Annotated in this window: 21 protein-coding genes; 12 read left to right on the forward strand and 9 right to left on the reverse strand. The window is 66.1% G+C overall.

The features are described 5' to 3' along the window. Nucleotides 1-83 precede the first annotated feature (83 nt). The 5 genes from Q9R02_RS01670 (at nt 84) to Q9R02_RS01690 (ending at nt 6,430) form a co-directional block, all read left to right on the forward strand. On the forward strand, nt 84-494 hold the full coding sequence (locus tag Q9R02_RS01670) for a VOC family protein (protein ID WP_305994901.1): 411 nt from the start codon (nt 84-86) through the stop codon (nt 492-494). 112 nt (nt 495-606) lie between these two features. Continuing rightward, nucleotides 607-3,435 (forward strand): aconitate hydratase AcnA, encoded by a 2,829-nt coding sequence (gene acnA / locus Q9R02_RS01675; protein WP_305994902.1) that lies wholly within the window; start codon nt 607-609, stop codon nt 3,433-3,435. A gap of 368 nt (nt 3,436-3,803) precedes the next feature. Next, the gene (locus tag Q9R02_RS01680) at nt 3,804-5,198 is read left to right on the forward strand and encodes a Rossmann-fold NAD(P)-binding domain-containing protein (RefSeq protein ID WP_305994903.1); all 1,395 of its coding nucleotides are present in this window, start codon (nt 3,804-3,806) and stop codon (nt 5,196-5,198) included. Between the two features lie 25 nt (nt 5,199-5,223). Next, on the forward strand, nt 5,224-5,445 hold the full coding sequence (locus Q9R02_RS01685; protein WP_305994904.1) for a hypothetical protein: 222 nt from the start codon (nt 5,224-5,226) through the stop codon (nt 5,443-5,445). A gap of 90 nt (nt 5,446-5,535) precedes the next feature. Further along, nucleotides 5,536-6,430 (forward strand): IS5 family transposase gene (locus tag Q9R02_RS01690; RefSeq protein ID WP_305994905.1). Its coding sequence is split into 2 segments (ribosomal slippage): nt 5,536-5,892 and nt 5,894-6,430, totalling 894 coding nucleotides; the frame shifts between segments, so codons are not numbered across the junction. Nucleotides 6,431-6,448: 18 nt separating this feature from the next. On the opposite strand, the gene Q9R02_RS01695 is transcribed toward Q9R02_RS01690, so the two are convergent. Together Q9R02_RS01695 and Q9R02_RS01700 are read right to left on the reverse strand one after the other, a co-directional pair. Continuing rightward, on the reverse strand, nt 6,449-7,810 hold the full coding sequence (locus tag Q9R02_RS01695; protein ID WP_305994906.1) for an SNIPE associated domain-containing protein: 1,362 nt from the start codon (nt 7,808-7,810) through the stop codon (nt 6,449-6,451). Between the two features lie 104 nt (nt 7,811-7,914). Then, nucleotides 7,915-8,190 carry a hypothetical protein gene (locus Q9R02_RS01700; protein ID WP_305994907.1) on the reverse strand — a complete coding sequence of 92 codons (276 nt, stop codon included), beginning with the start codon at nt 8,188-8,190 and terminating at the stop codon, nt 7,915-7,917. A gap of 152 nt (nt 8,191-8,342) precedes the next feature. Here Q9R02_RS01700 and Q9R02_RS01705 point away from each other — a divergent pair, with 152 nt between their 5' ends. The 7 genes from Q9R02_RS01705 (at nt 8,343) to Q9R02_RS01735 (ending at nt 15,921) form a co-directional block, all read left to right on the forward strand. After that, a complete protein-coding gene (locus Q9R02_RS01705) occupies nt 8,343-9,005 on the forward strand; it encodes a DUF8548 family protein (RefSeq protein WP_305994908.1) in 663 nt (220 codons plus the stop codon). Nucleotides 9,006-9,014: 9 nt separating this feature from the next. Next, a complete protein-coding gene (locus Q9R02_RS01710) occupies nt 9,015-9,950 on the forward strand; it encodes a hypothetical protein (protein WP_305994909.1) in 936 nt (311 codons plus the stop codon). A gap of 716 nt (nt 9,951-10,666) precedes the next feature. Next, entirely contained in the window at nt 10,667-12,640 is a 1,974-nt protein-coding gene (gene dxs, locus Q9R02_RS01715; RefSeq protein WP_305994910.1) for a 1-deoxy-D-xylulose-5-phosphate synthase, read from the forward strand. Beyond that, the gene (locus tag Q9R02_RS01720; RefSeq protein ID WP_425279189.1) at nt 12,637-13,254 is read left to right on the forward strand and encodes a DUF402 domain-containing protein; all 618 of its coding nucleotides are present in this window, start codon (nt 12,637-12,639) and stop codon (nt 13,252-13,254) included. The genes dxs and Q9R02_RS01720 overlap by 4 nt, the downstream gene beginning before the upstream one ends. Next, nucleotides 13,247-13,807, forward strand: a complete 561-nt coding sequence (locus tag Q9R02_RS01725; protein WP_305994911.1) for a hypothetical protein — start codon at nt 13,247-13,249, stop codon at nt 13,805-13,807. Before Q9R02_RS01720 ends, Q9R02_RS01725 begins: the two co-directional genes overlap by 8 nt. A gap of 81 nt (nt 13,808-13,888) precedes the next feature. Further along, nucleotides 13,889-14,866: an aldo/keto reductase gene (locus Q9R02_RS01730; RefSeq protein ID WP_305994912.1), complete on the forward strand. Its 978-nt coding sequence runs from the start codon at nt 13,889-13,891 to the stop codon at nt 14,864-14,866. Further along, nucleotides 14,866-15,921 (forward strand): nucleoside hydrolase, encoded by a 1,056-nt coding sequence (locus Q9R02_RS01735; RefSeq protein ID WP_305994913.1) that lies wholly within the window; start codon nt 14,866-14,868, stop codon nt 15,919-15,921. The genes Q9R02_RS01730 and Q9R02_RS01735 overlap by 1 nt, the downstream gene beginning before the upstream one ends. Here Q9R02_RS01735 and Q9R02_RS01740 read toward each other — a convergent pair. The 7 genes from Q9R02_RS01740 to Q9R02_RS01770 form a co-directional block, all read right to left on the reverse strand. Beyond that, nucleotides 15,909-16,418 carry a DUF2127 domain-containing protein gene (locus Q9R02_RS01740; RefSeq protein ID WP_305994914.1) on the reverse strand — a complete coding sequence of 170 codons (510 nt, stop codon included), beginning with the start codon at nt 16,416-16,418 and terminating at the stop codon, nt 15,909-15,911. The genes Q9R02_RS01735 and Q9R02_RS01740 overlap by 13 nt on opposite strands. A gap of 92 nt (nt 16,419-16,510) precedes the next feature. Beyond that, nucleotides 16,511-18,631 (reverse strand): 3-hydroxyacyl-CoA dehydrogenase NAD-binding domain-containing protein, encoded by a 2,121-nt coding sequence (locus tag Q9R02_RS01745; protein WP_305994915.1) that lies wholly within the window; start codon nt 18,629-18,631, stop codon nt 16,511-16,513. Continuing rightward, nucleotides 18,628-19,878, reverse strand: a complete 1,251-nt coding sequence (locus tag Q9R02_RS01750) for a thiolase family protein (RefSeq protein WP_305994916.1) — start codon at nt 19,876-19,878, stop codon at nt 18,628-18,630. The genes Q9R02_RS01745 and Q9R02_RS01750 overlap by 4 nt, the downstream gene beginning before the upstream one ends. A gap of 93 nt (nt 19,879-19,971) precedes the next feature. Further along, nucleotides 19,972-21,276: an HRDC domain-containing protein gene (locus Q9R02_RS01755; RefSeq protein ID WP_305994917.1), complete on the reverse strand. Its 1,305-nt coding sequence runs from the start codon at nt 21,274-21,276 to the stop codon at nt 19,972-19,974. Between the two features lie 41 nt (nt 21,277-21,317). Next, nucleotides 21,318-21,902 carry a DUF3000 domain-containing protein gene (locus tag Q9R02_RS01760; RefSeq protein ID WP_305994918.1) on the reverse strand — a complete coding sequence of 195 codons (585 nt, stop codon included), beginning with the start codon at nt 21,900-21,902 and terminating at the stop codon, nt 21,318-21,320. A gap of 82 nt (nt 21,903-21,984) precedes the next feature. Continuing rightward, on the reverse strand, nt 21,985-23,049 hold the full coding sequence (locus Q9R02_RS01765) for a threonine aldolase family protein (protein ID WP_305994919.1): 1,065 nt from the start codon (nt 23,047-23,049) through the stop codon (nt 21,985-21,987). 38 nt (nt 23,050-23,087) lie between these two features. Beyond that, nucleotides 23,088-23,819: an SDR family NAD(P)-dependent oxidoreductase gene (locus Q9R02_RS01770; protein ID WP_305994920.1), complete on the reverse strand. Its 732-nt coding sequence runs from the start codon at nt 23,817-23,819 to the stop codon at nt 23,088-23,090. Between the last annotated feature and the right edge of the window lie 9 nt (nt 23,820-23,828).

Genomic DNA, 23,828 nt, shown 5'->3' on the forward strand with positions numbered 1-23,828 from the left:
CGTTGCGAGCCCTCGGAGCCGGGTGTAGCTTGGCCGTGGGACGTCCATCGGCGGCCCCGGTTCCCTCGCGAAAGGCAAGCAGCATGGCTTCGACCCTGAACCCGTACATCAACTTCAAGGACACCGCGCGTCAGGCGATGGAGTTCTACCAGTCCGTTCTGGGCGGTGAACTCACCGTGAGCACCTTCGCCGATCTGCAGGCCTCGCAGGATCCCACGGACGCCGAGAAGGTCATGCACTCCCAGCTCAGCACGCCGGCCGGCTTCACCCTGATGGCCTCGGACACGCCGGCGCACATGGAGAGCCGGGCCAGTGGCGGTTTCGCCATCAGCCTCTCTGGCAACGACGACGCCGAGCTGCGTGGGTACTGGGACAAGCTGTCCGACGGTGGCCAGGTCACGGTGCCGCTGGAGAAGCAGATGTGGGGCGACTCCTTCGGGATGCTGGTGGACCGGTTCGGAATCGAGTGGATGGTGAACATCGCCGGGGCGTGATCGCCTGCGCAAACAGCGGATCACCTGCTGAATCGCTCGCTTAGGCATGCCTAACTAGCACCCGTTCTTGGACGCGACAAAGATGAAAGTGTTGCGAGAGGAGTCCTGCTATATGAGCACTGTGGACAGCTTCGGCGCGAAGGGCGTATTGAACGTCGCCGACGCCGATTATGAAATCTTCCGGCTGAACTCTGTGGAGGGCGCAGAGAGCCTTCCCTACAGCCTCAAGGTTCTCCTGGAGAACCTTCTTCGGACGGAGGACGGCGCCAACATCACGGCCGACCACGTTCGCGCCCTGGCCGGTTGGGACCCGACGGCCGAACCCGACACCGAGATCCAGTTCACGCCCGCTCGCGTGATCATGCAGGACTTCACCGGCGTTCCGTGCGTGGTGGACCTCGCCACGATGCGTGAGGCCGTCAAGGAGCTCGGCGGCGATCCCAAGCGTGTGAACCCGCTGGCCCCGGCCGAGATGGTCATCGACCACTCGGTGCAGATCGACGCCTTCGGCAACTCCGGCGCCCTGGAGCGCAACATGGAGATCGAGTACCAGCGCAATGGTGAGCGCTACCAGTTCCTCCGCTGGGGCCAGACGGCTTTCGACGACTTCAAGGTCGTCCCGCCGGGCACCGGCATCGTGCACCAGGTCAACATCGAGTACCTGGCCCGCACCATCATGACCCGCGAGGTCGACGGCGTGCTGCGTGCCTACCCGGACACCTGTGTGGGCACCGACTCCCACACCACCATGGTCAACGGCCTGGGTGTGCTCGGCTGGGGCGTCGGCGGCATCGAGGCCGAGGCCGCGATGCTCGGCCAGCCGGTCTCCATGCTGATCCCGCGCGTGGTGGGCTTCAAGCTCTCCGGTGAGATCCCCGCCGGCGTCACCGCCACCGACGTCGTGCTCACCATCACCGACATTCTGCGCAAGCACGGTGTGGTCGGCAAGTTCGTCGAGTTCTACGGCGAGGGCGTCGCCAGCGTGCCGCTGGCCAACCGCGCCACCATCGGCAACATGAGCCCGGAGTTCGGCTCCACGGCCGCCATGTTCCCGATCGACGACGTCACGCTCGACTACCTGCGCCTGACCGGCCGCAGCGAGGAGAACATCGCCCTGGTCGAGGCGTACACCAAGGAGCAGGGCCTCTGGCACGACCCGTCCCGCGAGCTCCGCTTCTCCGAGTTCCTCGAGCTGGACCTCGGTACCGTGGTGCCGTCCATCTCCGGCCCGAAGCGCCCGCAGGACCGCATCGAGCTGACGGACGCCAAGGAGCAGTTCCGCAAGGACATCCACAACTACGTCAGCATCACCGACGGCAGCGTGGACGAGTCCCTGGACGAGTCCTTCCCGGCCTCTGATTCGCCGTCGTTCACGCACGCCGACGCCCACGTCGAGGCGGACGCCGTGGTGGCCTCCGCGGCGAACGGCTCCAACGGACGCCCGTCCAAGCCGGTGCTGGTGGAGATGGCCGATGGCCGGAAGTTCGAGCTGGACCACGGTGCCGTGTCGATCGCCTCGATCACCTCCTGCACCAACACGTCCAACCCGTCCGTGATGCTGGCAGCCGCCCTGCTCGCACGCAATGCCGTGGACAAGGGCCTGGTGTCCAAGCCGTGGGTCAAGACCTCCGTGGCGCCGGGCTCCAAGGTGGTGACCGACTACTACGAGAAGTCCGGTCTGACCCCATACCTGGAGAAGCTCGGCTTCTACATCGTCGGTTACGGCTGCGCCACCTGCATCGGCAACTCCGGCCCGCTGGAGACCGAGATCTCCGAGGCCATCCAGGCCAACGACCTCTCCGTCACCGCGGTGCTTTCCGGCAACCGCAACTTCGAGGGCCGCATCAACCCGGACGTCAAGATGAACTACCTGGCCTCCCCGCCGCTGGTCATCGCCTACGCCCTGGCCGGTTCCATGGACTTCGACTTCGACGCCGATGCCCTGGGCACGGACAAGGACGGCAACGAGGTGTTCCTCAAGGACATCTGGCCGTCCCCGACGGAGGTCCAGGAAGTCATCGACTCCTCGATCGACAAGGACATGTTCACCAAGGGCTACGACGGAGTGTTCGACGGCGACGACCGCTGGCGCGCCATCGACACCCCTGAGGGCGACACCTTCGCCTGGGCGGACGCTTCCACCTACGTCCGGAAGCCCCCGTACTTCGAGGGCATGAAGGCCCAGCCGGATCCCGTCTCCGACATCGAGGGCGCCCGGGTGCTCCTGAAGCTCGGCGACTCCGTCACCACGGACCACATCTCCCCGGCCGGCTCCTTCAAGTCGGACACCCCGGCGGGCCAGTACCTGCTGGCCAACGGTGTGGAGCGCAAGGACTTCAACTCCTACGGTTCCCGTCGTGGCAACCACGAGGTGATGATCCGCGGCACCTTCGCGAACATCCGCATCAAGAACCAGCTGCTCGCGGACTTCAACGATGGTGCCGGCGTGGAGGGCGGGTTCACCCGTGACTTCACCCAGGCTGACGGCCCGCAGGCCTACGTCTACGACGCCGCGGAGAACTACCGCGCCGCCGGCACCCCGCTGGTGGTCCTGGGCGGCAAGGAGTACGGTTCCGGCTCCAGCCGTGACTGGGCCGCCAAGGGCACCGCGCTGCTGGGCGTCAAGGCCGTCATCACCGAGAGCTTCGAGCGCATCCACCGCTCGAACCTGATCGGCATGGGCGTGCTGCCGCTGCAGTTCCCGGCCGGCGAGAACGCCTCGACCCTTGGCCTCAGCGGCACGGAGACGTTCTCGATCTCCGGGGTCACCCAGCTGAACGAGGGTGTCACGCCGAAGACGCTGAAGGTCACCGCGACGGCGGAGGACGGCTCTGCGAAGTCCTTCGACGCGGTGCTCCGCATCGACACCCCCGGTGAGGCCGACTACTACCGGAACGGCGGCATCCTGCAGTACGTGCTGCGGCAAATCAGCGGTAGCTGAACATAGCGAAATAGAGCCCTGTCCTCGGGATGTCCCGGGGGCAGGGCTCTTTCGCTTGTGGGCGGAAGAGTTGCTTGAGTTCAGGATTGCATGAGATTCTCTCCAGAGTAACGCGGCTGCGGCCAGCGCCGGCAAAGATTCCATCGGGAAGCGCTAGGACAAATCAGAGATCCTGAAGCCGATCAACTCGGATACCAGAGGATCTAGTGATAAATGCGTTTCCGAGGACTGACGATGAAAATATTGCACGAATGCCCGTTACCCTTCGGCCCGGTGGGCACTTGTGGTCGCCACGCCGAGACCTCGCGGCTTTCGACACGGATCCTGCGCTACCGGGAAGTATCGGACAAGGTCAGTAGGGTGATTGGGTGACCGAGGCGATTGATTGGCCCACTATCAAGGACGACGTTTCCCGCGGAGGTCCACTGGCGATGCTCTTTCTCGGCTCCGCAAAGTGGATTCACCGCCGCGTTGATTCGCTGGTCCTCGGGCAAAGCGGTACGACCCGCCGTTCCGTTTCATTCGATGTGACTGCGCCAGCCGACCTGCCGGTTCCCCTGACAAATGCGCAGAAGCAAATCCTCGTTCCCCTAGCGCTCATCGAGAAGGGCGCTCTACGCAAGGTCACCGCCAAGGACCCGTCAGGTCATCCGTTGCCCATTCTCGGGGCCAAGGACAACTCAATGCTCTCGGCCGAGATGCTCCTCTTCATGCTCGACACCACCCCTGGAGGGTTGGCCGCGGGATATGACACGGATCTCTTCGACCTCCTGAAGGAGGTCGTGTCGTTCCAGCCAGGAACTGACAGCGATGAAGAAAGAAGACGCCTGGAAGCGGGGATTTTAGCGGCGGCAGAGGAAATGGGCTACCCAGACGACGTGTCGGAACTCATCGAGGAGATCGCCAAGGGCTTTCTGGACCATTTCCTGCTGGTCGCTGTACTCGACTCCGAGCTCGTCGGCCAGCGGGTGGTCCTCAAGTTCTCCTATGACCGCGACCTGCCTACTCCGTCACATTGGAACCGGATCGGAGTGATCGACTTCACCATGCCTGACGTGGGTCTCGCCCGGAGTCAGCATGTGGAATTCGAAGCCCCTGCCGGCCTTATCGTCAAACAACTCAAAGTTATCGAGACGTTCGCCGGCGAGCCTGTGAGGACCCCACTTGTCGACGCACCTGAGGATCCGCGGGCAAGCGCCCACGTCGCGTTCACACCCCTCCGCTCGACATCGGGTGCTTTTGTCCGGGTGAGGGTCGCTCCCGCAGGCGCAGGTATCCTCTCGTTCACCGTCGTTGCCGTCGTGGCCCTGGCCGCGTTTGCGCTGTTCGTGGCAGGGGAGAAGTTCTGGGGCTGGAAGGTCCTGGAGCCAAAAACCCTTCCGGCCCAAGCCGTATCGCTCATTCTCGTGGGCCCCGCCTTGTTCCTGTCCTGGATGGCACGGGCCCCGGAACACAGGACGCTTGCAACGCTGCTCCTGCCCCTACGGTTGATCCTGATGTTCTGCACCGCCGTTCTCATTGGGGCCGGCGTAGCCGTCGCCTTCCCGCTGGAGAAGTGGGCTAGGGATGCGGTGTGGACCTGTGTTCCCATCGCTGCCTGTGCGCTCATCGTGCTCCTCATCGTTTATATGACGAACGGACCTCGTAGAATCGCCAAAGCCTGGATCAGCCTCGGACGACACGCTCGAAGGGCAGGTGTCGCAGTCAAACTTCTGCCTCGGAAGGCCTGGCGATGTCTATCTAAGCTATGGTCGAACCCGTAGACTCTTCTCAACGAAGGAGGTTGAAATGGCGACAATCAAGGTCTCGAAGGGTCGAGACAAGAAGGCCCGGGTAAGTCGTGCGGATGCCGACATCCGTATCGACCTCGGGGGAGGCTCCATGATCAGTGACGACATTTCCCTCACCCCCGAGCAGGCTGATCGGGCTATGGAGACACTGTTCGAGCGGGTCAAGGACTCGTTCTCCAAGGACACCGCCTACAAGAACCTGCGCCAACTTGGCGCTTGAGATTTTCTAAGCAGGGACCACCTCGATGGTGGTCCCTGATTTAGGGTGTGTCTGATAAATAGGTTCGGGGTTGTCTGGGAGTCTTGGGGTGTGTCTCGTTTTCAGTTGCTCTCGGATGCTCAGTGGTCGTTGATCGAGTCGATGTTGCCGCGTCCGACGGGCCGGAAGGGCAGGCCGTTCTCGGATGCCCGGATGATGTTGGAAGGGATCATTTACCGGTACCGGTGTGGGATCGCGTGGCGTGATCTGCCGGAGGTGTTCGGGCCGTGGCAGACGGTGTGGACGTGGCATCATCGCATGGCAAGCGACGGGACGTGGGACCGGGTGCTGGGCAGGCTCACCACTGCCGCGGATGCTGCCGGTCTCATTGACTGGTCCTTGTCGGTGGATTCCACCGTCGCCCGGGCGCATCAACACGTGACGAACACCACCCGCACCACGGGGGGATGGATCGAATTACACGAATCTGCGCCTCGAGCCTGCTGATCACGGGATTGGCCGGTCCCGGGGTGGCTTATCGACGAAGATCCATCAGTTGGTCGATGGTAACGGGCTGCCGCGCCTCACGCTGATCACGCCCGGGCAAGCGGGCGATTCGCCGATGCTTCTGCCTCTGATGGAGCAGCTGCGCGTTGGCCGGGCCAAGGGGCGCCCACGCACCCGTCCGGACGCGCTCCGGGGCGATAAGGCCTATTCATCCCGGGCGATCCGAACCCACCTGCGTTGCCGCGGAATCAAGGCCGTCATCCCGGAACCGGATGATCAGAAAGGACACCGGAAACGGCGCGGACCACGCGGCGGACGCCCGGTTGGGCTGGACCGGGCCGACTACAAGAACCGCAACGTGATCGAACGCCGCTTCTGCAACGTCAAGCAATGGCGAGCCCTTGCCACCCGCTACGACAAGCACGCCATCATCTACCGAGCCGCCGTCCTCATCCAAGCCGCTATCGCCTGGACCCGACAATTATCAGACACGCCCTAAGCGCAGCAGTCCTCCTGCCTAAGTCATCGTTGACTTCAATTCAAGCCGTTCCTGATCCTGTGTGAGGCGAAACTCCTGCGCATCGGGATCCTCGATCCACTCGACCACATCTACTTCGTGAGCCTTCAATGCCTCCAGTACCTCGTGAGGCGTTGCTCGGAAGAACTCGCGCCGGCGGTTGACCCGGTTAATCCTGCGATCGTCAAAGTGGTGGTGCAGCCTGGTCTCCAGGGACACTGCATCCCTCGAGAAAATGATCGCGTGAACGTCGTACCGGAACGGCACAGAGGCGTTGCTGAGCTCACGGACCCGGTCCATAGGTTCGAGCCGTCTGGTCAGTCCGATCTTGACGATGCCTTCACCGAAGCTGCCGATGTTGGAGATGACGTAGACGTACCCAACTCGGATGTTGGCCGAACGTTCGCGGATGTCTGAAATCCGGGCCTGAGTATCCGTGATCAGAGCTTCGAAACGCAGGACGCCATCAGGATCAGAGCGGCGCTTCATCTCAGCCAGCATCTTCAAGTAGTGATCCAGCTCCTTGTCCAAACCGTCCAGAGCAAGCTCGTAGTCCACCTGAGCCTGGGTCTCTTCTTTCAGCCGTTCGCGGGCGGCCCGAGCTTCAGCGCGTTCGATGGCTTTAGCCGCGAGGTGGTTCCACACAAGAGCGGTCTCTTCATGTTTGAGATGGAAATACTCCTCAGAGATGCCGATGCCAAGAGCCATCGCAGCCCTCTGAAGCTTGAGATGAACCGCATTGATGCGATCTCCGGCCGTGTTGAGGCTTGCCCAGGACCGCATCGCCCGTGTCGCAGCCTCGCACTCGGCGTTGAAAATTCCCAGGAGCAACGTCGAGATGTCCTTGCGCAGTTCCCTCCACACCGGGTCATCGACACCAGCTTTCGTGTCGAAGAAGGCTGCCAGACCCGCGTGCGTGGATATTGCGCCACCGTCCCGAACAAGCTGCTTGGTCTGGGCGCGGAGATCTTTGAGAGCTTCGGCGATCTTCGACACTCCATCCGCGACGGTCGGGAAGTCTCTGAGGTTGATCTCCTCGAGGTACTTCTCAGCAACTATGTCGGATTGCTGGGCTCGGAGGTCTTCAATCTGACGCTCAAGCGAAGTCCGTTCTGCACCCAGTTGCTCGAGCGACTTCGTCGCAGAAGCGACCGTCTGCGCCGCTTGATGTTGGCGAGCGATCAGCTCGCTGAGCGTCTTTGCCGCACGCGCTTCTTCAGTGAATGGCAGCGGACCCATCTCGTCCAAGGCACTGAGGCGGGCAGTTCCCTTCCATTCTGCGCCGTCGAAGAAGCGGAGCACCTCTCGATCCTCAGTGGCGTGCCACCCTACCGCAAGCTTCTTCTTGCTGAACCAACTCATGACTGTCCCTTATGCAACGGCAACTTCCATTGATGATGCCCACAGCCTCCCGGTTGCATCTGCAACCGGGAGGCTCAAATTCAGAGGCCTCCGGTTTCCACTCTTCAGCGCGTCGCCGCAGCAGTGCCGTTCGTGCCCTCGGGGTCTTCAATCTCATGGGGCTGGGCCATGGCCTCCGCATTGCGCAGGCGCTCCTCAGCCTTGGTGGCGGATCGTTCCTCAATCTTGCCCTTGCCCCAGCTGTAACCCTTGTAGGCCAGTACTCCAATCACCGCCACACCGCCTACAACGGCCGCTAGCAATGCGTCTTCCTTGTGCGCCTCGGTGACGCCGTCGGCCTTGCCGTCGTAGTAGCCCTTGCCGTAGACACTGCTTCCCATGTGGATTCCCCTTGTTGTACGAGTGACGATGACTCAAGCCTAATCAGGAGCTCCGACAGATAGCTGCACGCTAGTCATTGACGGCCGATGCTTGGCCAGGACCGCCCCGTCTTGGACACGAATGTGTCGGAGGTGCCGGATATGATCCGGGCATGATCGAATTGAATGTCCTCGTGGAGGCAATCGCGGTTGATCTTGGCGACCCGGCGAATTGGGTGCCGCCAGTCGAATTCCCGGACTCGCTCGCGCTGTGCGCGCTGAACTCTTCGTACTCCTTGCGAGCGAGCACGGCCGCAGCGAACAATGTCCTCGACCAGTACCGGGCGCTGCGCCCCACTGCAAACACTGACAGTGGGCTGGACCTGATCGCTGCAATGGACGCGGCAGGCGGACCTGTTACCTTCGCTGCCGCCGTACTGGACAACAAGAGCAAGCTACCGGGAACGATGCGCGTGCGGCCCGAGGGCATCTATGAAGGTCTGACCAAGCTCGCGGCACTGAAGGCGCCGGTGACCACCGCGGAGCAGCTTCGAAATGCTGTGGCAGGCGACGATTCATCTGCAGAGAGGGCATGGCGCTCGGTCAAAGGCTTCGGCCCTCTGGCATGGTCGTACCTGATCATGAACGCGGGAGTCACTTCAGAAACGAAGCCGGACGTGATGGTCCAGCGCTATCTCAAGCGTGCGCTCGGTGGCGGCAAGAAGCTCACGGCAGCACGGACCCGCGAACTGCTCCAGCTCGCTGCGGCGGAGCTCTCGGTCACGCCCCGTGCATTGGACCGGGCGATCTGGAAGCACGAGAGCCCTTCGAGGTAGGAGCCATCCATGGCAGAAGTTGTTCTTCCCGCCGATCAAGTTTCGGCTGGACGCGACCTAACCAATAGAGAATGCCTGGTGATCGCGACCATGCTCAACAACCTGGCTCGGGCTGTTTCCGACATCACGAACCAGGCGGTTGGCTTGGGTCTGAGGGGCGGTTCTCGTGCCGAGGAAGATGTGAATGATCCAGCGAACAGCGCGTTTCCGGCCGGTGGTTCCTGCATCCGCCGTGCTCAGGAAGCCGTTGCATTCTCCTGTTTCACGGCGCAGGATCACCTGCGTGCCTTCGCCGCAGTTCTAACAGTGGGAAGCGGCGGACCGGCGATGTCGTTGGCCACGCTAGCCCGAGGCGCGATCGAAGCGTTCGGCAAAGCGCACTTCCTCCTCCAAACAGACACCGCTGAAGCGCTCGTGGTCAAGCAATTGCGTCTGGCCATTACTGAAGTTGAAGGTTCTGCGGCTCACAGCGAATTTCGTCGTGTCAGTGGAGAGCCAGTCGAAAAGGATGAGCACATCGCCGAACTTAAAGCGCTCCTCGGTGAACACGGCGTTGTGTACGACAAGAAGAAGCACTCGGAGCACAAAGTCTCGATCACGACTCTGGCAACGGCTGTGATCAACGACAGCACCCCCGATGCCAAGGGACGAGCTTCCTATTCACAGCTTTCGGCGGTTGCGCACGCTGAATCTCCCGGGACGGCCCAGTTCATTCACGTTTCCCCAAAGAACGAAGTCGGATACATTCGTCCTCGAACGGTAGTGCTCGAGTATGTTGGCCATCTGATTGCGACGAGCGACCTGGTGCTGGCGCAGATGCTCGGGTACTTCGCGTTGGAGGAAGAGCACCAAATCTGGTGGAAAAGCGTCCTCGAGGAAACATGGCAACTCTATTTTCGTCTTCGCCGTGAAGAAGAAACTGGGGGCAGCTGCGCCGATAGGTGACATTCGAGGTGTCTGGTCGTTTGGGAGTCGGGCTGGACGGATGGACTTATGCCGAAACTGTTTCCCAAATAACTGCGTAAGGACTTGGTGCGTGCCTGCGAGGCAGGGGACGAACGCTCGGGTAGCCAACGGTTCCGGAATCTACCCGGAGACCGTGGAGCACTTGCTGAGGGTCGAGCGCGCCATGCATGCGAGACGATCGCTTGCATGGCGTGCCCGTGGGTAAGGGCCGAGATCCAATGGTTGACCGGTCTCGCAGCTTGCGCAGGGTTCGACAAGAGCATTGCTAGTGGTGCGTATTCGCCCGTCCAAAGCAGCCGGAGTGTCCCCGGACGCACCGCGGCAAGAGCCGCTAATGAAGCAGGTCGACCGGTAGTTCCGAGCACGTCCAGGTGCTGCCGAAGCGGCAGTTGATGTTGACGTCTACAGTCAACTTGGTCGCTAAGCATAGGCGTTTGGTCGATCTTGAGCGTAGATACTGATTAGACGGCCCAGATTCGTGAAAGTCCATCCAAACTACCGCGTATTGGAAGCACCTATCAGTACGTGCTGCGCCAGATCTCGGCGGCCTGATCCGTTTCAGGATCCCGTCACAGGAAGACCCCGCCAGGCGCCATGCCTGTCGGGGTCTTCCGCCGTAGAAGCCCGTGTTGCCTTCGCCGCCCGCCTCTTGGCGGTAAAGTGGGAAGGCACACCGGCGGGAGAAGGAGAAGCCTTTGGGCATTTTGGAAGGTATCCGGGAACCGCGTGACCTGCAGCGACTGGACCGTGACGGGCTGACCGCCCTGGCGGAGGAGGTCCGTGAGTTCCTCATCGCGAACGTCTCGCAGACCGGAGGACACCTCGGCCCGAACCTGGGCGTGGTGGAACTGACCATCGCCCTGCACCGGGTCTTCGACTCACCGGTGGACTCCCTCATCTTCGACACGGGGCACCAGTCCTATGTGCACAAGCTCCTGACCGGCCGTCAGGACTTCTCCACCCTGCGCCAGCAAGGCGGCCTGTCCGGCTACCCGGACCGCGGCGAATCGGTGCACGACATCGTGGAGAGCTCCCACGCCTCCTCCTCCCTCTCCTGGGCGGACGGTATCTCGCGCGCCCGCACCCTGAACGGTGAGCATGACCGCTACACGGTCGCCGTGATCGGTGACGGCGCCCTCACCGGAGGCATGGCCTGGGAGGCCCTGAACAACATCGCGGCGGACAAGAGCCGCAAGGTCGTCGTCGTCGTCAATGACAACGGCCGCTCCTACGCGCCCACCGTGGGCGGCTTCGCCGACTATCTGGCCTCGCTGCGTCCGACCATCGACGCCTGGCGTGCCAAGCCCGCCTACGAAGGCGCCATGGCCCGCTGGAAGGAGCGCCTCCAGAACGGCGGGACCGTGGGGCAGTTCACGTACAAGAGCCTGCACGCCGCCAAGAAGGGCGTGAAGGACTGGTGGGCCCCACAGGGCATGTTCGAGGACCTCGGCCTGAAGTACATCGGCCCCGTGGACGGACATGACGAAGCGGCGCTGGAGGAGGCTTTCAAGCTGGCCCGCAACTTCGGCGGCCCGGTCCTGGTCCACACCATCACGGAGAAGGGCCACGGCTACGCGCCGGCCCGCGCGGACGAGGCGGACCAGTTCCATGCCGTCGGCGTGATCGACCCGGAGACCGGCCTTCCCATGAGCAATGGGGGAGCGCGGTCCTGGACCAGCGTGTTCGGTGAGGAGATCGCCCAGATCGCCGACGAGCGCCAGGACATCGTCGGCATCACCGGCGCCATGCTCATCCCGGTCGGGCTGAACGAGATGAAGAAGCGCCACCCGGAGCGCGTCATCGACGTCGGCATCGCCGAGCAGCACGCGGTCACCATGGCCGCCGGCCTGGCGTTCGGTGGCTTGCACCCCGTCGTCGCGGTCTATGCGACCTTCCTCAACCGTGCCTTCGACCAGCTCCTCATGGACGTGGCCCTGCACAAGGCGGGCGTGACCATCGTCCTGGACCGCGCCGGCGTCACCGGCCCCGACGGCCCCAGCCACCACGGCATGTGGGACATGGCGATGGTGCAGAGCGTTCCGGGCCTCCACCTGGCCGCGCCGCGCGATGCGAGCAGGTTGCGGGAGGAACTCCGCGAGGCGGTCGCCATCGAGGACGCCCCCAGTGTGGTGCGGTTCTCCAAGGGCGCGGTCGGCGCCGAGGTGGAGGCAGTGGAGCGGCTGAAGGACGGCGTGGACGTGCTGGCCCGCCGCCCCAAGGGCCAGGTGGAGAACGACGTCCTTCTGGTGTCCGTCGGTGCGCTGAGCGAGCTCGCTCTGGAGGTCTCCGAGCGGCTGTCCGCGCACGGCATCAGTTCCACGGTGGTGGACCCGCGCTGGGTGCTCCCGGTCCCGCAGTCCATCATCGCCCTTGCGGCGCGCCACCGCCTGGTGGTGTGCCTGGAGGACGGCGTCCGGGCCGGCGGTGTCGGCTCCCGGATCCGTCAGGAGATGCGTGCCGCCGGGGTGGACACGGCCCTCAATGAGGTCGGCCTGCCGGTGGAGTTCCTCTCCCACGGGACACGGGCTCAGGTGCTGGACCGTGTGGGGCTCACCGCACAGCAGGTGACGCACGACGTCGTCGCGCAGGTTCTCGGCACGAAGGTCCCCTTCGCACGTCCCCTCCCCGGCCAGCAGGCGCCCACCACGGGAAGCATCCCCGCGCTGTGAATGCCGTTTCGCGTGAGCCGGCCGATCTCGCACCCGGCGAGATGATCGTGGCCCGCAATCGGAAATGGGACGGGACCGCGCATTGGGTGGTGCCAGGCGCCTACCTCGGCGAGGATGAGTTCGGCTGGTGGGTCTACCAGGCCGCAGGGGCGTTCTGTTCCCGCCCGGGGGCGGCGTTCCACACCCGCAGCCACAACGCCCTGCTGATCCCTCGCGAGGGCGACTGGGTGGCCACGTTCTATGACGACACCCATCCTGGGGACGTCCGGCTCTACGTCGACATGGCGGTGGGCCACGAGTTCCGCCGGATCCGCCCGGCCGTGACCGAATTCCACATGGTCGACATGGATCTCGATGTGATCCTGCTGGCGGACGGCACGGCCTATGTGGACGACGAGGATGAATTCGCCGAGCGCCGTGTGAGCATGCACTACCCGGCGTGGCTCGTGGAGGCGACCGAAGGTGCCTGCCGGCGTGTGCTCACCGCCGTGCAGGCCGAACAGACGCCGTTCACCGGTGTGGCGGAGCGCTGGCTTGCGCGCGGTCTCGCCGCGACGGCGGCCGGCGTGTGGAGCGATGAATGGATCCCGGACCGTGGAGGAAACGATGACTGAACTGCTGCGCGCATACCGCCGTGACGAGGACGGTGTGCTCAGCTTCCGTGAGGCGTGGCACGAAGCCGAGGAGGGCGTCGTCGTGGTCAACCACGGCGTGGTCGGCCACCTGAGCAAGGACTCCGTGCAGTCCGTGAGCTCCGAGGCGGAGGCCGAGGCGCTCCTGGAGGCCTTCGCAGCCCAGTGCCTCGAGGACGGCTACGCGGAGATCCCCGAGGGGGAGCAGCACCGTGTGGTGGCGCAGTTCGCGCTCAAGAGCAAGGACGGAACGGACCGTGACCGGTCGCTGGAGCGCAGCGCCGTCGCGGCGCTGACGGGCCACTTCGCGTGGCGTGGGCTCGGCACCGTGCTGAGCAGCTCCATCGCGGACGGCAAGCTGAGCATCTTCCTGCTCTCCCCGGAGCCGGGCAAGGCCGTCAAGGCGATCACCGTCGTCGCCCGTGAAGAGAAGCTGGACCCCACCAAGCTCAGCGTCGCCGTCGCCACCCCGGAGGAGCCGGAGAACTTCCGCCGCCGGCACCCCGCCGGCCCCGGCACGCCCTTCAGCCTCTGAGGATGCGGGGTCACCCATCGCCTGCAAGCCGGGCTCGGCTGGGCGACCGGTGACCCCGTGTTTCTGGGTAGGCTGAGGTTCATGACTGAATACCGCCGACTGGGCACGTCCGGACTCGTCGTCTCCACTATCGGCCTGGGGTGCAACAACCTCGGCCGCCCCAACACCCCGACGTTCACGCAGGACGGCACGGATGAGGTCATCACGGCGGCGATCGACGCCGGGGTCACCCTCTTCGACGTCGCGGACACCTACGGGGCCACGCCGGGGCTGAGCGAGGAGATGCTCGGCAAGGCACTCCGGGGGCGCCGTGAGGACATCGTGCTCGCCACCAAGTTCGGCATGGACATGCAGGGCGTCAATGGTGCCGATCACGGGGCGCGGGGATCCCGGCGGTACATCATCCGTTCCGTGGAGGCCTCGCTCAAGCGTCTGGGCACCGAGTGGATCGACCTCTATCAGTTCCACACTCCAGACGATCTGACGCCCGTCGAGGAGACCTTGCGGGCGCTGGATGACCTGGTGACCTCCGGCAAGGTCCGGTACATCGGGCACTCCAACCGGGCCGGCTGGCAGATCGCGGAGGCGGAGTTCATGGCCCGCGCACTGGGTACCGAGCGCTTCATCTCCAGCCAGAACCATTACAACCTCATGGACCGCCGCGCGGAACTCGAGGTCCTCCCGGCCTCCCGGGCCTACGGCCTCGGTGTCCTGCCGTACTTCCCGCTCGCCAACGGCTTCCTCACCGGCAAATACGCCCCGGACCGGGTCCCGGAAGGGTCCCGCCTGAGCCACACGCGCAAGCACATGGTCAGCGGCGCCGACTGGGAGCAGATGGGCCGCTATTCGGCGTTCGCCCGGGAGCGGGGCCTGACCGAGGTGGAGGTGGCCTTCGCCTGGCTCCTGGCGCAGGACCCTGTGAGCAGCGTCATCGCCGGGGCCACGAAGGCGGAACAGATCCGGCAGAACGCGCAGGCCGTCACGGCCCGCCTCAGCGCGGAGGACCTGGCCGAACTCGATGGGATCTTCCCGAAGGTTCCCAAGGTCGCTCTGTTCTGATGCCGGCGGACGAGCCCTCGGTCAGCATCCTGCTGGACTGCGATACGGGGATCGACGACGCCGTGGCCCTCGCCTATCTCTGCAGCCGGCCCGAGGTCGAGCTGGTCGCGGTGAGCAGCACTCCGGGAAACGTCGACGCCACTCAGGTGGCCAGGAACAATCTCGCCTTGCTGGAGCTGTGCGGGCGGCCGGAGGTCCCGGTGGCCATCGGGGCGCGGGCGCCGCTGAGCCTTCCTCTGGTGACCACGCCCGAGACGCACGGGCTGCAGGGCATCGGGTACGCGGAACTCCCCGCCCCGTATCAGGGCATCGACCCACGCCACGCCGTCGACCTCTGGATCGATGCGGCGCGCGAACGCCCGGGAGAGCTGACCGCCCTGCTGACCGCGCCCTTGACCAACTTCGCACTGGCGCTGAGGGCCGAGCCGCGCCTGCCTGAGCTGCTCCGGGGCGTCGTGATCATGGGCGGGTCCTACTACTACCAGGGCAACACCACACCGACGGCGGAGTGGAACAGCCATGCCGACCCACACGCTGCGGCGGAAGTGTTCGCCGCGTTCTCCGGAATGCCCGAGGACAGACTTCCGGTGGTCTGCGCCCTTGAGATGACCGAACGGATCGAGATGCACCCTGAGCACCTCTCGGCTCTCGCACGCGAGGCAGCCTGTGAGGCGCCGGAACTCGCGCTCCCGGACCAGCCGGAAGGACTCCGCAGTACGGCATCGGTGCCGCTCATCCGGCACCTCAGCGACATGCTGCGCTTCTACTTCGAGTTCCACCGCGCCTATGGCCAGGGCTACGTGGCGCACATCCATGACTATTTCGCCGCCGGCGTGGCGGCGGGCCGGGTGCGGTACCGGACCCGCTTGGCGACGGTCCACGTGGAGACCGACTCGCCGCGACTGACCGGCACCACGGTGGCCGACTTCCGGGGGCTGTGGGCCGAACCTCACAATGCCCGGATCGTGACGGAAAACCACCCGGCGGAGGCCTTTGACGAACTGATCCGGTCCCTCGGAACCCGGGCGAGAGCGCAGGGCGGCTACGACCGCTGAGCGGACCGCCGCGCCCGGTGCACGCGGTACTCCCTCACCGTCAGGGCGATGATCAGCAGATCGAACACGGTCAGCCCGAACATGCTCCACGTGAAATGCCGGACCATCTCCGCGATCTGGTAGATGACGAACAGGACCAGGAAGGCGATCAGCCAGGGGTAGGCCCAGATCTTGTCGCGGAGCACGGCAAGTACCAGGACCACCTTCACCACGCCATGGGCCAGCAGATAGACCGCTGCGAACAGTGTCGCCGAGCTGTTCAACGACGACGCCGCGTGGACGAGCGCGTTGGCCAGCAGGTCGTGGGAGTCCTCAGCGAGTTCGTGCTGGGTGAGGATGCGGACCCATTCGATGATCTGGGCAGGCTTGATGAACAGCATGGCGACGCCGCCCACCAGTTCCAGCACGCCGTCGAGCCCTTTGAGGATCACGCCGATCTGGAAGAACCGGTCCAGAAGGCCGGCCTCCGGACGGGACGGCTGCATGCGGTGGCTCATGGAACCAGCCTATGCCGTGGTGCTCGGCCTGGCATGTGGAAAGGGGACGGCGCTCCGGCCGTGCGGCCAGGGCGCCGTCCCCTGCGAACCGCTCAGGCCGCGTGGAAGAGCTTCCCGTTCACGCGCTCCGAGGCGCCCACCCGGTCCAGGTACGGGGTGATGCCACCCAGGAACATCGGCCAGCCGGCACCGAGGATCATGCAGAGGTCGATGTCCTCCGGAGCCGCCACGACGCCCTCGGCGAGCATGAGACCGATCTCCTCGGCGAGGGCGTCCTCAGTCCGGCGGAGGACCTCCTCCGACGTCGAGGGGGAGCCGCCGAAGCTCAGAAGCGCCTGCGTTCCGGCCGGGATCTCCTGGCCGCCATCGGCGGTGGGGGCCCAGAGACCCTTGATGCCGTTGTCGATCAGTGCCTGCAGATTGGCGGAGACACGGAACCTGTCACCGAATGCCGCGTGAAGGGACTCTTGCACGTGCTGGGCCACCGGGAGACCCACCATGGCGCCCAGGGTGAACGGCGTCATGGGCAGGCCCATGGGCCGCAGGGCGTTGTCCGCCACGTCAGCCGGGGTGCCTTCGTCGAACGCGTCGGTGACCTCGCCCATGAGGCGCAGCAGGATGCGGTTGACCACGAAGGCGGCCGCGTCCTTGACCAGGACGGCCGTCTTCTTCAGGTTCTTCGCCAGGGCGAACGCGGTGGCCAGGGTCTCGTCCGAGGTCTTCGGCGCCTTGACGATCTCCAGCAGCGGCATGACGGCCACTGGGTTGAAGAAGTGGAAGCCCACCAGACGCTCCGGGTGCTTCAGGTCCCGAGCCATCTCGGTGACGGACAGGCTGGAGGTGTTGGTGGCCAGGATGCACTCGGGGGAGACGATGGCCTCCACCTCGGCGAACACCTGCTTCTTGACCGAAAGCTCCTCGAACACCGCCTCGATGACGAAGTCCGCGTCCACGAAAGCCGCCTTGTCCACGGAGCCGCTGATGAGGGACTTGGTCCGGTTGGCCGCGGCCTCGGCCATGCGGCCCTTCGCCTGGAGCTTGTCCACCTCGCCGTGGATGTAGGCGACGCCACGGTCCACCCGCTCCTGGTCGATGTCCGTCATCACCACGGGCACCTTGAGCTGCTTGGCGAACAGCAGGGCGAGCTGACCGGCCATGAGGCCGGCGCCCACCACGCCCACCTTGGTGACGGGGCGGGCCAGTTTGGCGTCCGGCGCGCCGGCCGGCCGCTTCCCGCGCTTCTGGACCAGGTCCAGGAAGGCATAGACGGTGGAGCGGAACTCACCGGTCTGCATGAGCCCGCCCAGCGCCTGGCATTCGGCGATGGCGGATTCGTTCTGGGTCTGCGTCCGGTTGGCCTCCAGCAGGTCCAGGACCGTGTCGGGCGCGGGGGAGGCATGGGAGGTCTTCTTGCCGATGAACGCCCGGCCGGCGACGACGGCGGCCTGCCAGCGGGCGGCGACCTCCGGATCGGTGGGGTCCACGGCGTTCGCCCTCTCCGGCGTGACTTCGCCCCGGAGCACCTGCGCGGCCCAGCTCAGGGACTGCTCCAGGAAGTCGGCCGAATCGAAGATCGCATCCGCCACACCGAGGCGGGCCGCGTCGGCCGCGGTGAGCGTCCGGTTGTTGTTGAGCGGGTTCTCGATCATGACCTTCACGGCGTTCTCCGGCCCGATCAGGCGCGGGAGTAGGTACACGCCGCCCCAGCCCGGGACCAGGCCCAGGAAGGCTTCGGGCAGGCCGAGGGCGCCGGCGGCCGCGCTCACCGTGCGGTAGTCGGACTGGAGCGCGATCTCCAGGCCGCCGCCCAGCGCCAGCCCGTTGATGAACGCGAAACTGGGCACGGGGAGTTCGCGCAGGATGCCGTAGACCTCGTGTCCGAGGCGTGCCATGGCAAGTCCGTCCTCCGGATCCTTGAGCGCGGAGACAGCCGACAGGTCCGCACCGGCCACCAGGAAGTACGGTTTGCCGGTCACGGCGACGGCCTGGATCTCGCCGCGGGCCGCGCGTTCCGACAGTGACTGCAGGGTGCGGCCGAGTTCCAACAGGGTGTTGGGGCCGAGCGTGGTCGGCTTGCGGTGGTCCAGGCCGTTGTCCAGGGTCACCAGTGCCAGCGTTCCGGCCCCGGGCAACGCGACGTCGCTGACGTACGAGTGGGTGACGGTCTCCGTGGGGAAGAGTTCCGCGAGTGCGGTGTAGTCGTCCAGGCTCATGCTGCTTCTCCTGCCGGTGCGCTGGTCTCGGTGCCGAATGCGGGGTGGTGCGGGTTCTCCCAGATGACCGTGCCGCCCATGCCGAGCCCGATGCACATGGTGGTGATCCCGTAGCGGACCGTGGGGTCCTGCTCGAACTGGCGCGCGAGCTGGGTCATGAGCCGCACGCCAGAGGAGGCGAGCGGGTGGCCGAGGGCGATCGCGCCGCCGTAGCGGTTCACGCGTGGATCATCGTCCGCGATGCCGAAGTGATCCAGGAAGCTCAGCACTTGCACGGCGAACGCCTCATTGATCTCGAAGAGCCCGATGTCCTCGATGCCCAGGCCGGCCTTGTCCAGGGCCTTGAGCGTGGATGGCACGGGGCCGTAGCCCATGATCTCCGGTTCCAGTCCGGCGAAGGCGAACGACACCATGCGCATGCGGACCGGAAGGCCCAGCTCCGCCGCGGTGTCCGCATCGGCCAGCAGGGCCGCCGTCGCGCCGTCGTTCAGTCCCGCCGCGTTGCCCGCGGTGACATGACCATGTGGGCGGAAGGGCGTGCGGAGGCCGGCCAGGTCCTCCACAGTGGTGCCGGGCCGGGGAGGCTCGTCCACGGTGTTCAGGGTCCAGCCCGCGCCGGGCTTCTTGCTGGCGACCGGGACCAGGGCAGCCTGGATGTCACCGGCGGCGTAGGCCTCGGCCACCTTCCGCTGGGACGCGGCGGCGTAGGCATCCGCGCGTTCCTTGGTGATGGCAGGGAAGCGGTCGTGGAGGTTCTCCGCCGTCTTGCCCATGTTCAGGGCGTCCGGGGAGACGATCCGTTCAGCCAGGAACCGGGGGTTCGGATCGAAGACGGCGCCGATCGGATGGTGGCCCATGTGCTCGACGCCGCCCGCGACCACCACGTCATACGCGCCGCTGGCGATGCCACCGGCGGTGGTGGTCACGGCGGTCATGGCACCGGCGCACATGCGGTCGATGGCGAAGCCGGGCACACTCTGGGGGAGCCCTGCCAGCAGTGCGGCGGAGCGCCCGATGGTCATGCCCTGGTCCCCGGTCTGTGTGGTGGCGGCGATGGCGACCTCATCCACGCGCTTCGCCGGTAGCTGCGGATTGCGACGCATCAGTTCCCGGATGCACTTGATCACCAGGTCGTCGGCCCGGGTGTCGGCATAGATGCCTTTTTCCCCGGCCTTTCCGAACGGGGTACGGACGCCGTCGACGAAGACGACGTCCCGGCCGAGCAGGCCCTTGCGGATGTGGCTCACGCTAGCTCCTCGTTGAGTCCGCGCCGGACCGGACAGGGTGTCCGGTGGCGTCAATCACATGTTACTAGCGAGTAACTTATTCCGGCAAGGAGCTCAGGACTCGGTGTTCCTGTGGGCCTTGAGGGGTTCGGGATCCACGAGCGCATCGACCAAGAGAGGCACCGTGAGGCTCCGCTGCCACGGCCGCGCCCCGAGCCCGGCGAGGGCGGCGTCCACGGCATCCGCGGTGAGCTCGGCCGGCGGACGCCAGATCAGACGCCGCAGATGATCCGGGGTGAGGAGGTTCTCCACCGGCATGGACCACTGTTCGGCCAGGGATCCCAGAGACGTCCGGGCGGTGGCCAGCCGGGCGGCGGCCAGAGGCTCCTTGTCCACCCAGGCCCGCGGCGGCGGCGGGGCGTTACTGGGCACGTGCAGCGGTGGGAGGTCTTCGGTGTCCCGTGCCGCCATGAGTGCCCGCAGCCAGCGCGGCGCTTCGCGCTGGGCGGCGCGGCCGTCGAAACCGCGCGTCGCGATCAGCTGTGGCACCGTCCCCGGCATGGCGCGTGCAGCGGCGATGATCGCCGAATCGGGCAGGAGCCGGCCGGGCGCCACGTCCCGCTTCTTGGCCAGGTCCTCGCGCTCCTGCCAGAGGGAACGGACCGCGGCCAGCTGGCGGCGGTCGCGGATCTGGTGCATCCCGGAGGTGCGGCGCCAGGGATCCGTCCTCGGCGGGGCGATCCCGGCATCCAGGATGGCCTGGAACTCCTCCTGCGCGAAGCCCAGCTTGCCCTGTTCCTCCAGGAGTTCCAGGAGCTCCTCCCGCAGCTCGATGAGGACTTCCACGTCCAGTGCGGCGTACGTGAGCCAGGGTTCGGGAAGGGGGCGGGTGGACCAGTCGGCGGCGGAGTGCTCCTTGGCCAGACGGAATCCCAGCAGCTGCTCGATGACGGCGGCCAGGCCCACCCGGGGCAGGCCCGCCAGCCGGGCCGCGAGTTCCGTGTCGAACAGAGCTGACGGCCACATGCCCAGCTCGTGGAGGCACGGAAGGTCCTGGGTGGAGGCGTGCAGGATCCATTCGACGTCCTGGAGCGCCTCCTGCAGGGGGGCGAGATCCTGGAACGGCTCCGGGTCGATGAGCCAGGTGCCGGCTCCTTCGCGGCGCAATTGCACCAGGAAGGCCCGCTGGCCGTAGCGGAATCCGGAGGCGCGTTCGGCGTCGACCGCCACGGGGCCGGAGCCGGCGGCCAGGGCGTCGGCGCAGCGCTGGAGGCCGGAATCGCTGGAAATGACGAAGGGCACGCCCTCGCGTGGGCTGTTGAGTTCGACGACGTCGGGGACCGTGAGATCCAAGGTGTCGGTGGCGGATGTGTCATCGGCCGGGACGCCGGCCGTGGTGAGTGTTCGTTTGTCGGTCATGGTCTTTCCAGTTTATCCGGACTTGCCGTACCGGCCTTGGATCAGCGCCGGCGCCCGGACAGCGAAGTCACGCCCTCGGGGAGGGCCGGCACGCCGGCGAAGGAACAGACCATGTCGGCCCAGGCTTCAAGATGATTGCGGACGCGGTGGTCGGCGGGGGTCCAGGACGCCCGGAGTTCGATGTCGATGGTGCTGCCGCGTTCGGCGAGCGTGCCGAATGAATCGGACAGGACCCGGGTGGCCGTGCCGCCGGCCGCGCGGTACTCCGCGCCGTGCTCCTGCAGCGCCTCCACGAGCCAGGTCCAGGCCACTCCGCCGAGCAGTTCATCGTTGCCGATCTCGGCGTCCATCTGAGCGCGGATGAACGTGACCACCCGGAAGTCGCCCCGCCACACCGCGGAGCCGGCTGGGTCATGCAGCAGGATGAACCGTCCGGTGGCCAGGTCGAGGCCGTCGATCCCGCTGCCGGGGATGGCGGGGATCTCGGCGCCCAGCGCGACGGCGAACGGGGCCAGGCGGGCCGGCGCCGGGATCTCCTCCAGGCGGAGCTCCGGGCGGCAGCGGGCGGACTTGAGGGAGGACAGTGCCCGGTGGAAGCCCGAAGGAAGCGGGGCATTGGCGTTCACGGGATGAGAATACTGCCGTGCGGGCGCGGCCCGGATGAGCCACGCCCGCAGGTGTCGGTTTTGGAATCCCGCCGTCCCCTGTTCAGGAGACCCGGCTGAGAAGTTCCTCGCGCAGGGCGGCGGCGAACGCGTCGACGTCGGCCTCGGTGGTGTCGAAGGAGCACATCCAGCGCACCTCGCGCCGCGCGGCGTCCCAGTCGTAGAACCGGAACTTCGCACGGACGGCGTCGGCCACGCCGTCGGGAAGGATCGCGAAGACGCCGTTGGACTGGGTCTCCTGCGTCAGCTCGACGCCCGGGAGGCCCTCGACTGCGGCGCGGAGCCGCTGCGCCATGGCGTTGGAGTGGCTCGCGGAGCGCAGCCAGAGATCACCCTCCAGGAGGGCGATGAACTGGGCGGAGATGAAGCGCATCTTGGAGGCCAGCTGCATGTTCATCTTGCGCAGGTAGATCAGGCCCGGAGCGGCCTCCGGGTTCAGCGCCACCACGATCTCGCCCAGCATGAGGCCGTTCTTGGTGCCGCCGAAGGAGAGGATGTCCACGCCGGCATCGCGGGTGAAGGTCCGCAGCGGCACGCCCAGGCTTGCGGCGGCGTTCGCCAGGCGGGAACCGTCCATGTGCAGCTTCATGCCCTTGGCGTGCACGTGGTCCGCGATGGCACGGACCTCCTCCGGCGTGTAGACCGTGCCGAGTTCGGTGCTCTGGGTGATGGAGACGGCCAGCGGCTGGGCGCGGTGCTCGTCGCCGTAGCCCCAGGCTTCACGGTCGATCAGCTCGGGGGTGAGCTTACCGTTGTCCGTCGGCACGGAGAGGAGCTTGATACCGCCGATGCGCTCCGGGGCGCCGTTCTCATCGACGTTGATGTGGGCCGTGGTGGCGCACACCACGGCGCCCCAGCGGGGGAGCAAGGACTGCAGGGCCACCACATTGGCGCCCGTGCCGTTGAAGACCGGGAAGTACTCGATCCCGGTGCCGAAGTGGCTCTCCAGCACCTCGCCCAGGCGCGCGGTGTACTGGTCCTCGCCGTAGGCGATCTGGTGGCCGTGGTTGGCCTGGGTGATGGCTTCCAGGACCTCCGGGTGGATGCCGGAGTAGTTGTCCGAGGCGAAGCCGCGGACGGCGGTGTCATGCAGGGGCGCGGTTGCCATGAGGATTGCGTGTTCCTGTTCTCGAAGAGGTGCCGGGCTCAGGCCCAGGCGGGGAGGATGAGGCGGGCGCCGTTGATCTCGGCGGCGTCCTGGCCGAAGAGGTCCAGGGCGGCCTGGGCCAGCTGGGCGACGTCCGTATAGCCCGGGAACTTCCGCTCCGGGGCCGCGGCGCGCTGGGCGTCGTCCACGAGGGACTTCACAGCCAGGACGACGGCGGCGCCGGTAGCCGGGGTGCCGTCACCGGAGGCGGTCAGGAAGGCATCGGCGACGGACTGCGTCCAGGCTTCGGCGGCGGCCTTGGCGGCCGCGTAGTTGGCTCCCTTGGCGGTGGGCCGCTCGGCGACGGTGGAGCCCACCATGGCGAAGCGTCCGGCGGCGGAGGCCTGGAGGGCCGGAAGGAAGGCGCGGCTGGTGTTCCGGAGCGTGAGGACGGCCTGCCGGTGCAGGAAGTCCCAGTCCTCGTCGCTCTGGTCCAGCATCGAGGAGCCGCCCCGCCAGCCGCCCACCAGGTGCAGGACGCCGTCCACGCCGCCGGCCTCGGAGGTGACCTCTGCGGCCAAGCGCTGAACGGCGTCGTAGTCTGTCAGGTCGCAGACGAGGGGCGTGACGATCCGCCCTGACGCCTGAGAGGAGGCCGCCGCGGCGGCCTGGATGCGTTCCGGCGTCGAACCGATCGTGTAGACGCGGTGGCCGGCCTTGGAAAACGCCGTAGCGGCAGCAACCCCGGAAGGGCTGCTGCCGCCTGCGACGACAACGGTGAGGTTGTTCATGGTGTCGAG

The sequence above is a fragment of the Arthrobacter horti genome (genome assembly GCF_030731045.1).
GTDB classification, from domain to species: domain Bacteria; phylum Actinomycetota; class Actinomycetes; order Actinomycetales; family Micrococcaceae; genus Arthrobacter_E; species Arthrobacter_E nanjingensis.

Coding starts and splice junctions, on each gene's coding strand:
- Q9R02_RS01670 (WP_305994901.1), top strand. CDS start 84: ATGGCTTCGACCCTGAACCCGTACATCAACTTCAAGGACACCGCGCGT.
- acnA (WP_305994902.1), top strand. CDS start 607: ATGAGCACTGTGGACAGCTTCGGCGCGAAGGGCGTATTGAACGTCGCC.
- Q9R02_RS01685 (WP_305994904.1), top strand. CDS start 5,224: ATGGCGACAATCAAGGTCTCGAAGGGTCGAGACAAGAAGGCCCGGGTA.
- Q9R02_RS01695 (WP_305994906.1), bottom strand. CDS start 7,810: ATGAGTTGGTTCAGCAAGAAGAAGCTTGCGGTAGGGTGGCACGCCACT.
- Q9R02_RS01700 (WP_305994907.1), bottom strand. CDS start 8,190: ATGGGAAGCAGTGTCTACGGCAAGGGCTACTACGACGGCAAGGCCGAC.
- Q9R02_RS01705 (WP_305994908.1), top strand. CDS start 8,343: ATGATCGAATTGAATGTCCTCGTGGAGGCAATCGCGGTTGATCTTGGC.
- Q9R02_RS01710 (WP_305994909.1), top strand. CDS start 9,015: ATGGCAGAAGTTGTTCTTCCCGCCGATCAAGTTTCGGCTGGACGCGAC.
- Q9R02_RS01725 (WP_305994911.1), top strand. CDS start 13,247: ATGACTGAACTGCTGCGCGCATACCGCCGTGACGAGGACGGTGTGCTC.
- Q9R02_RS01730 (WP_305994912.1), top strand. CDS start 13,889: ATGACTGAATACCGCCGACTGGGCACGTCCGGACTCGTCGTCTCCACT.
- Q9R02_RS01735 (WP_305994913.1), top strand. CDS start 14,866: ATGCCGGCGGACGAGCCCTCGGTCAGCATCCTGCTGGACTGCGATACG.
- Q9R02_RS01740 (WP_305994914.1), bottom strand. CDS start 16,418: ATGAGCCACCGCATGCAGCCGTCCCGTCCGGAGGCCGGCCTTCTGGAC.
- Q9R02_RS01745 (WP_305994915.1), bottom strand. CDS start 18,631: ATGAGCCTGGACGACTACACCGCACTCGCGGAACTCTTCCCCACGGAG.
- Q9R02_RS01755 (WP_305994917.1), bottom strand. CDS start 21,276: ATGACCGACAAACGAACACTCACCACGGCCGGCGTCCCGGCCGATGAC.
- Q9R02_RS01765 (WP_305994919.1), bottom strand. CDS start 23,049: ATGGCAACCGCGCCCCTGCATGACACCGCCGTCCGCGGCTTCGCCTCG.
- Q9R02_RS01770 (WP_305994920.1), bottom strand. CDS start 23,819: ATGAACAACCTCACCGTTGTCGTCGCAGGCGGCAGCAGCCCTTCCGGG.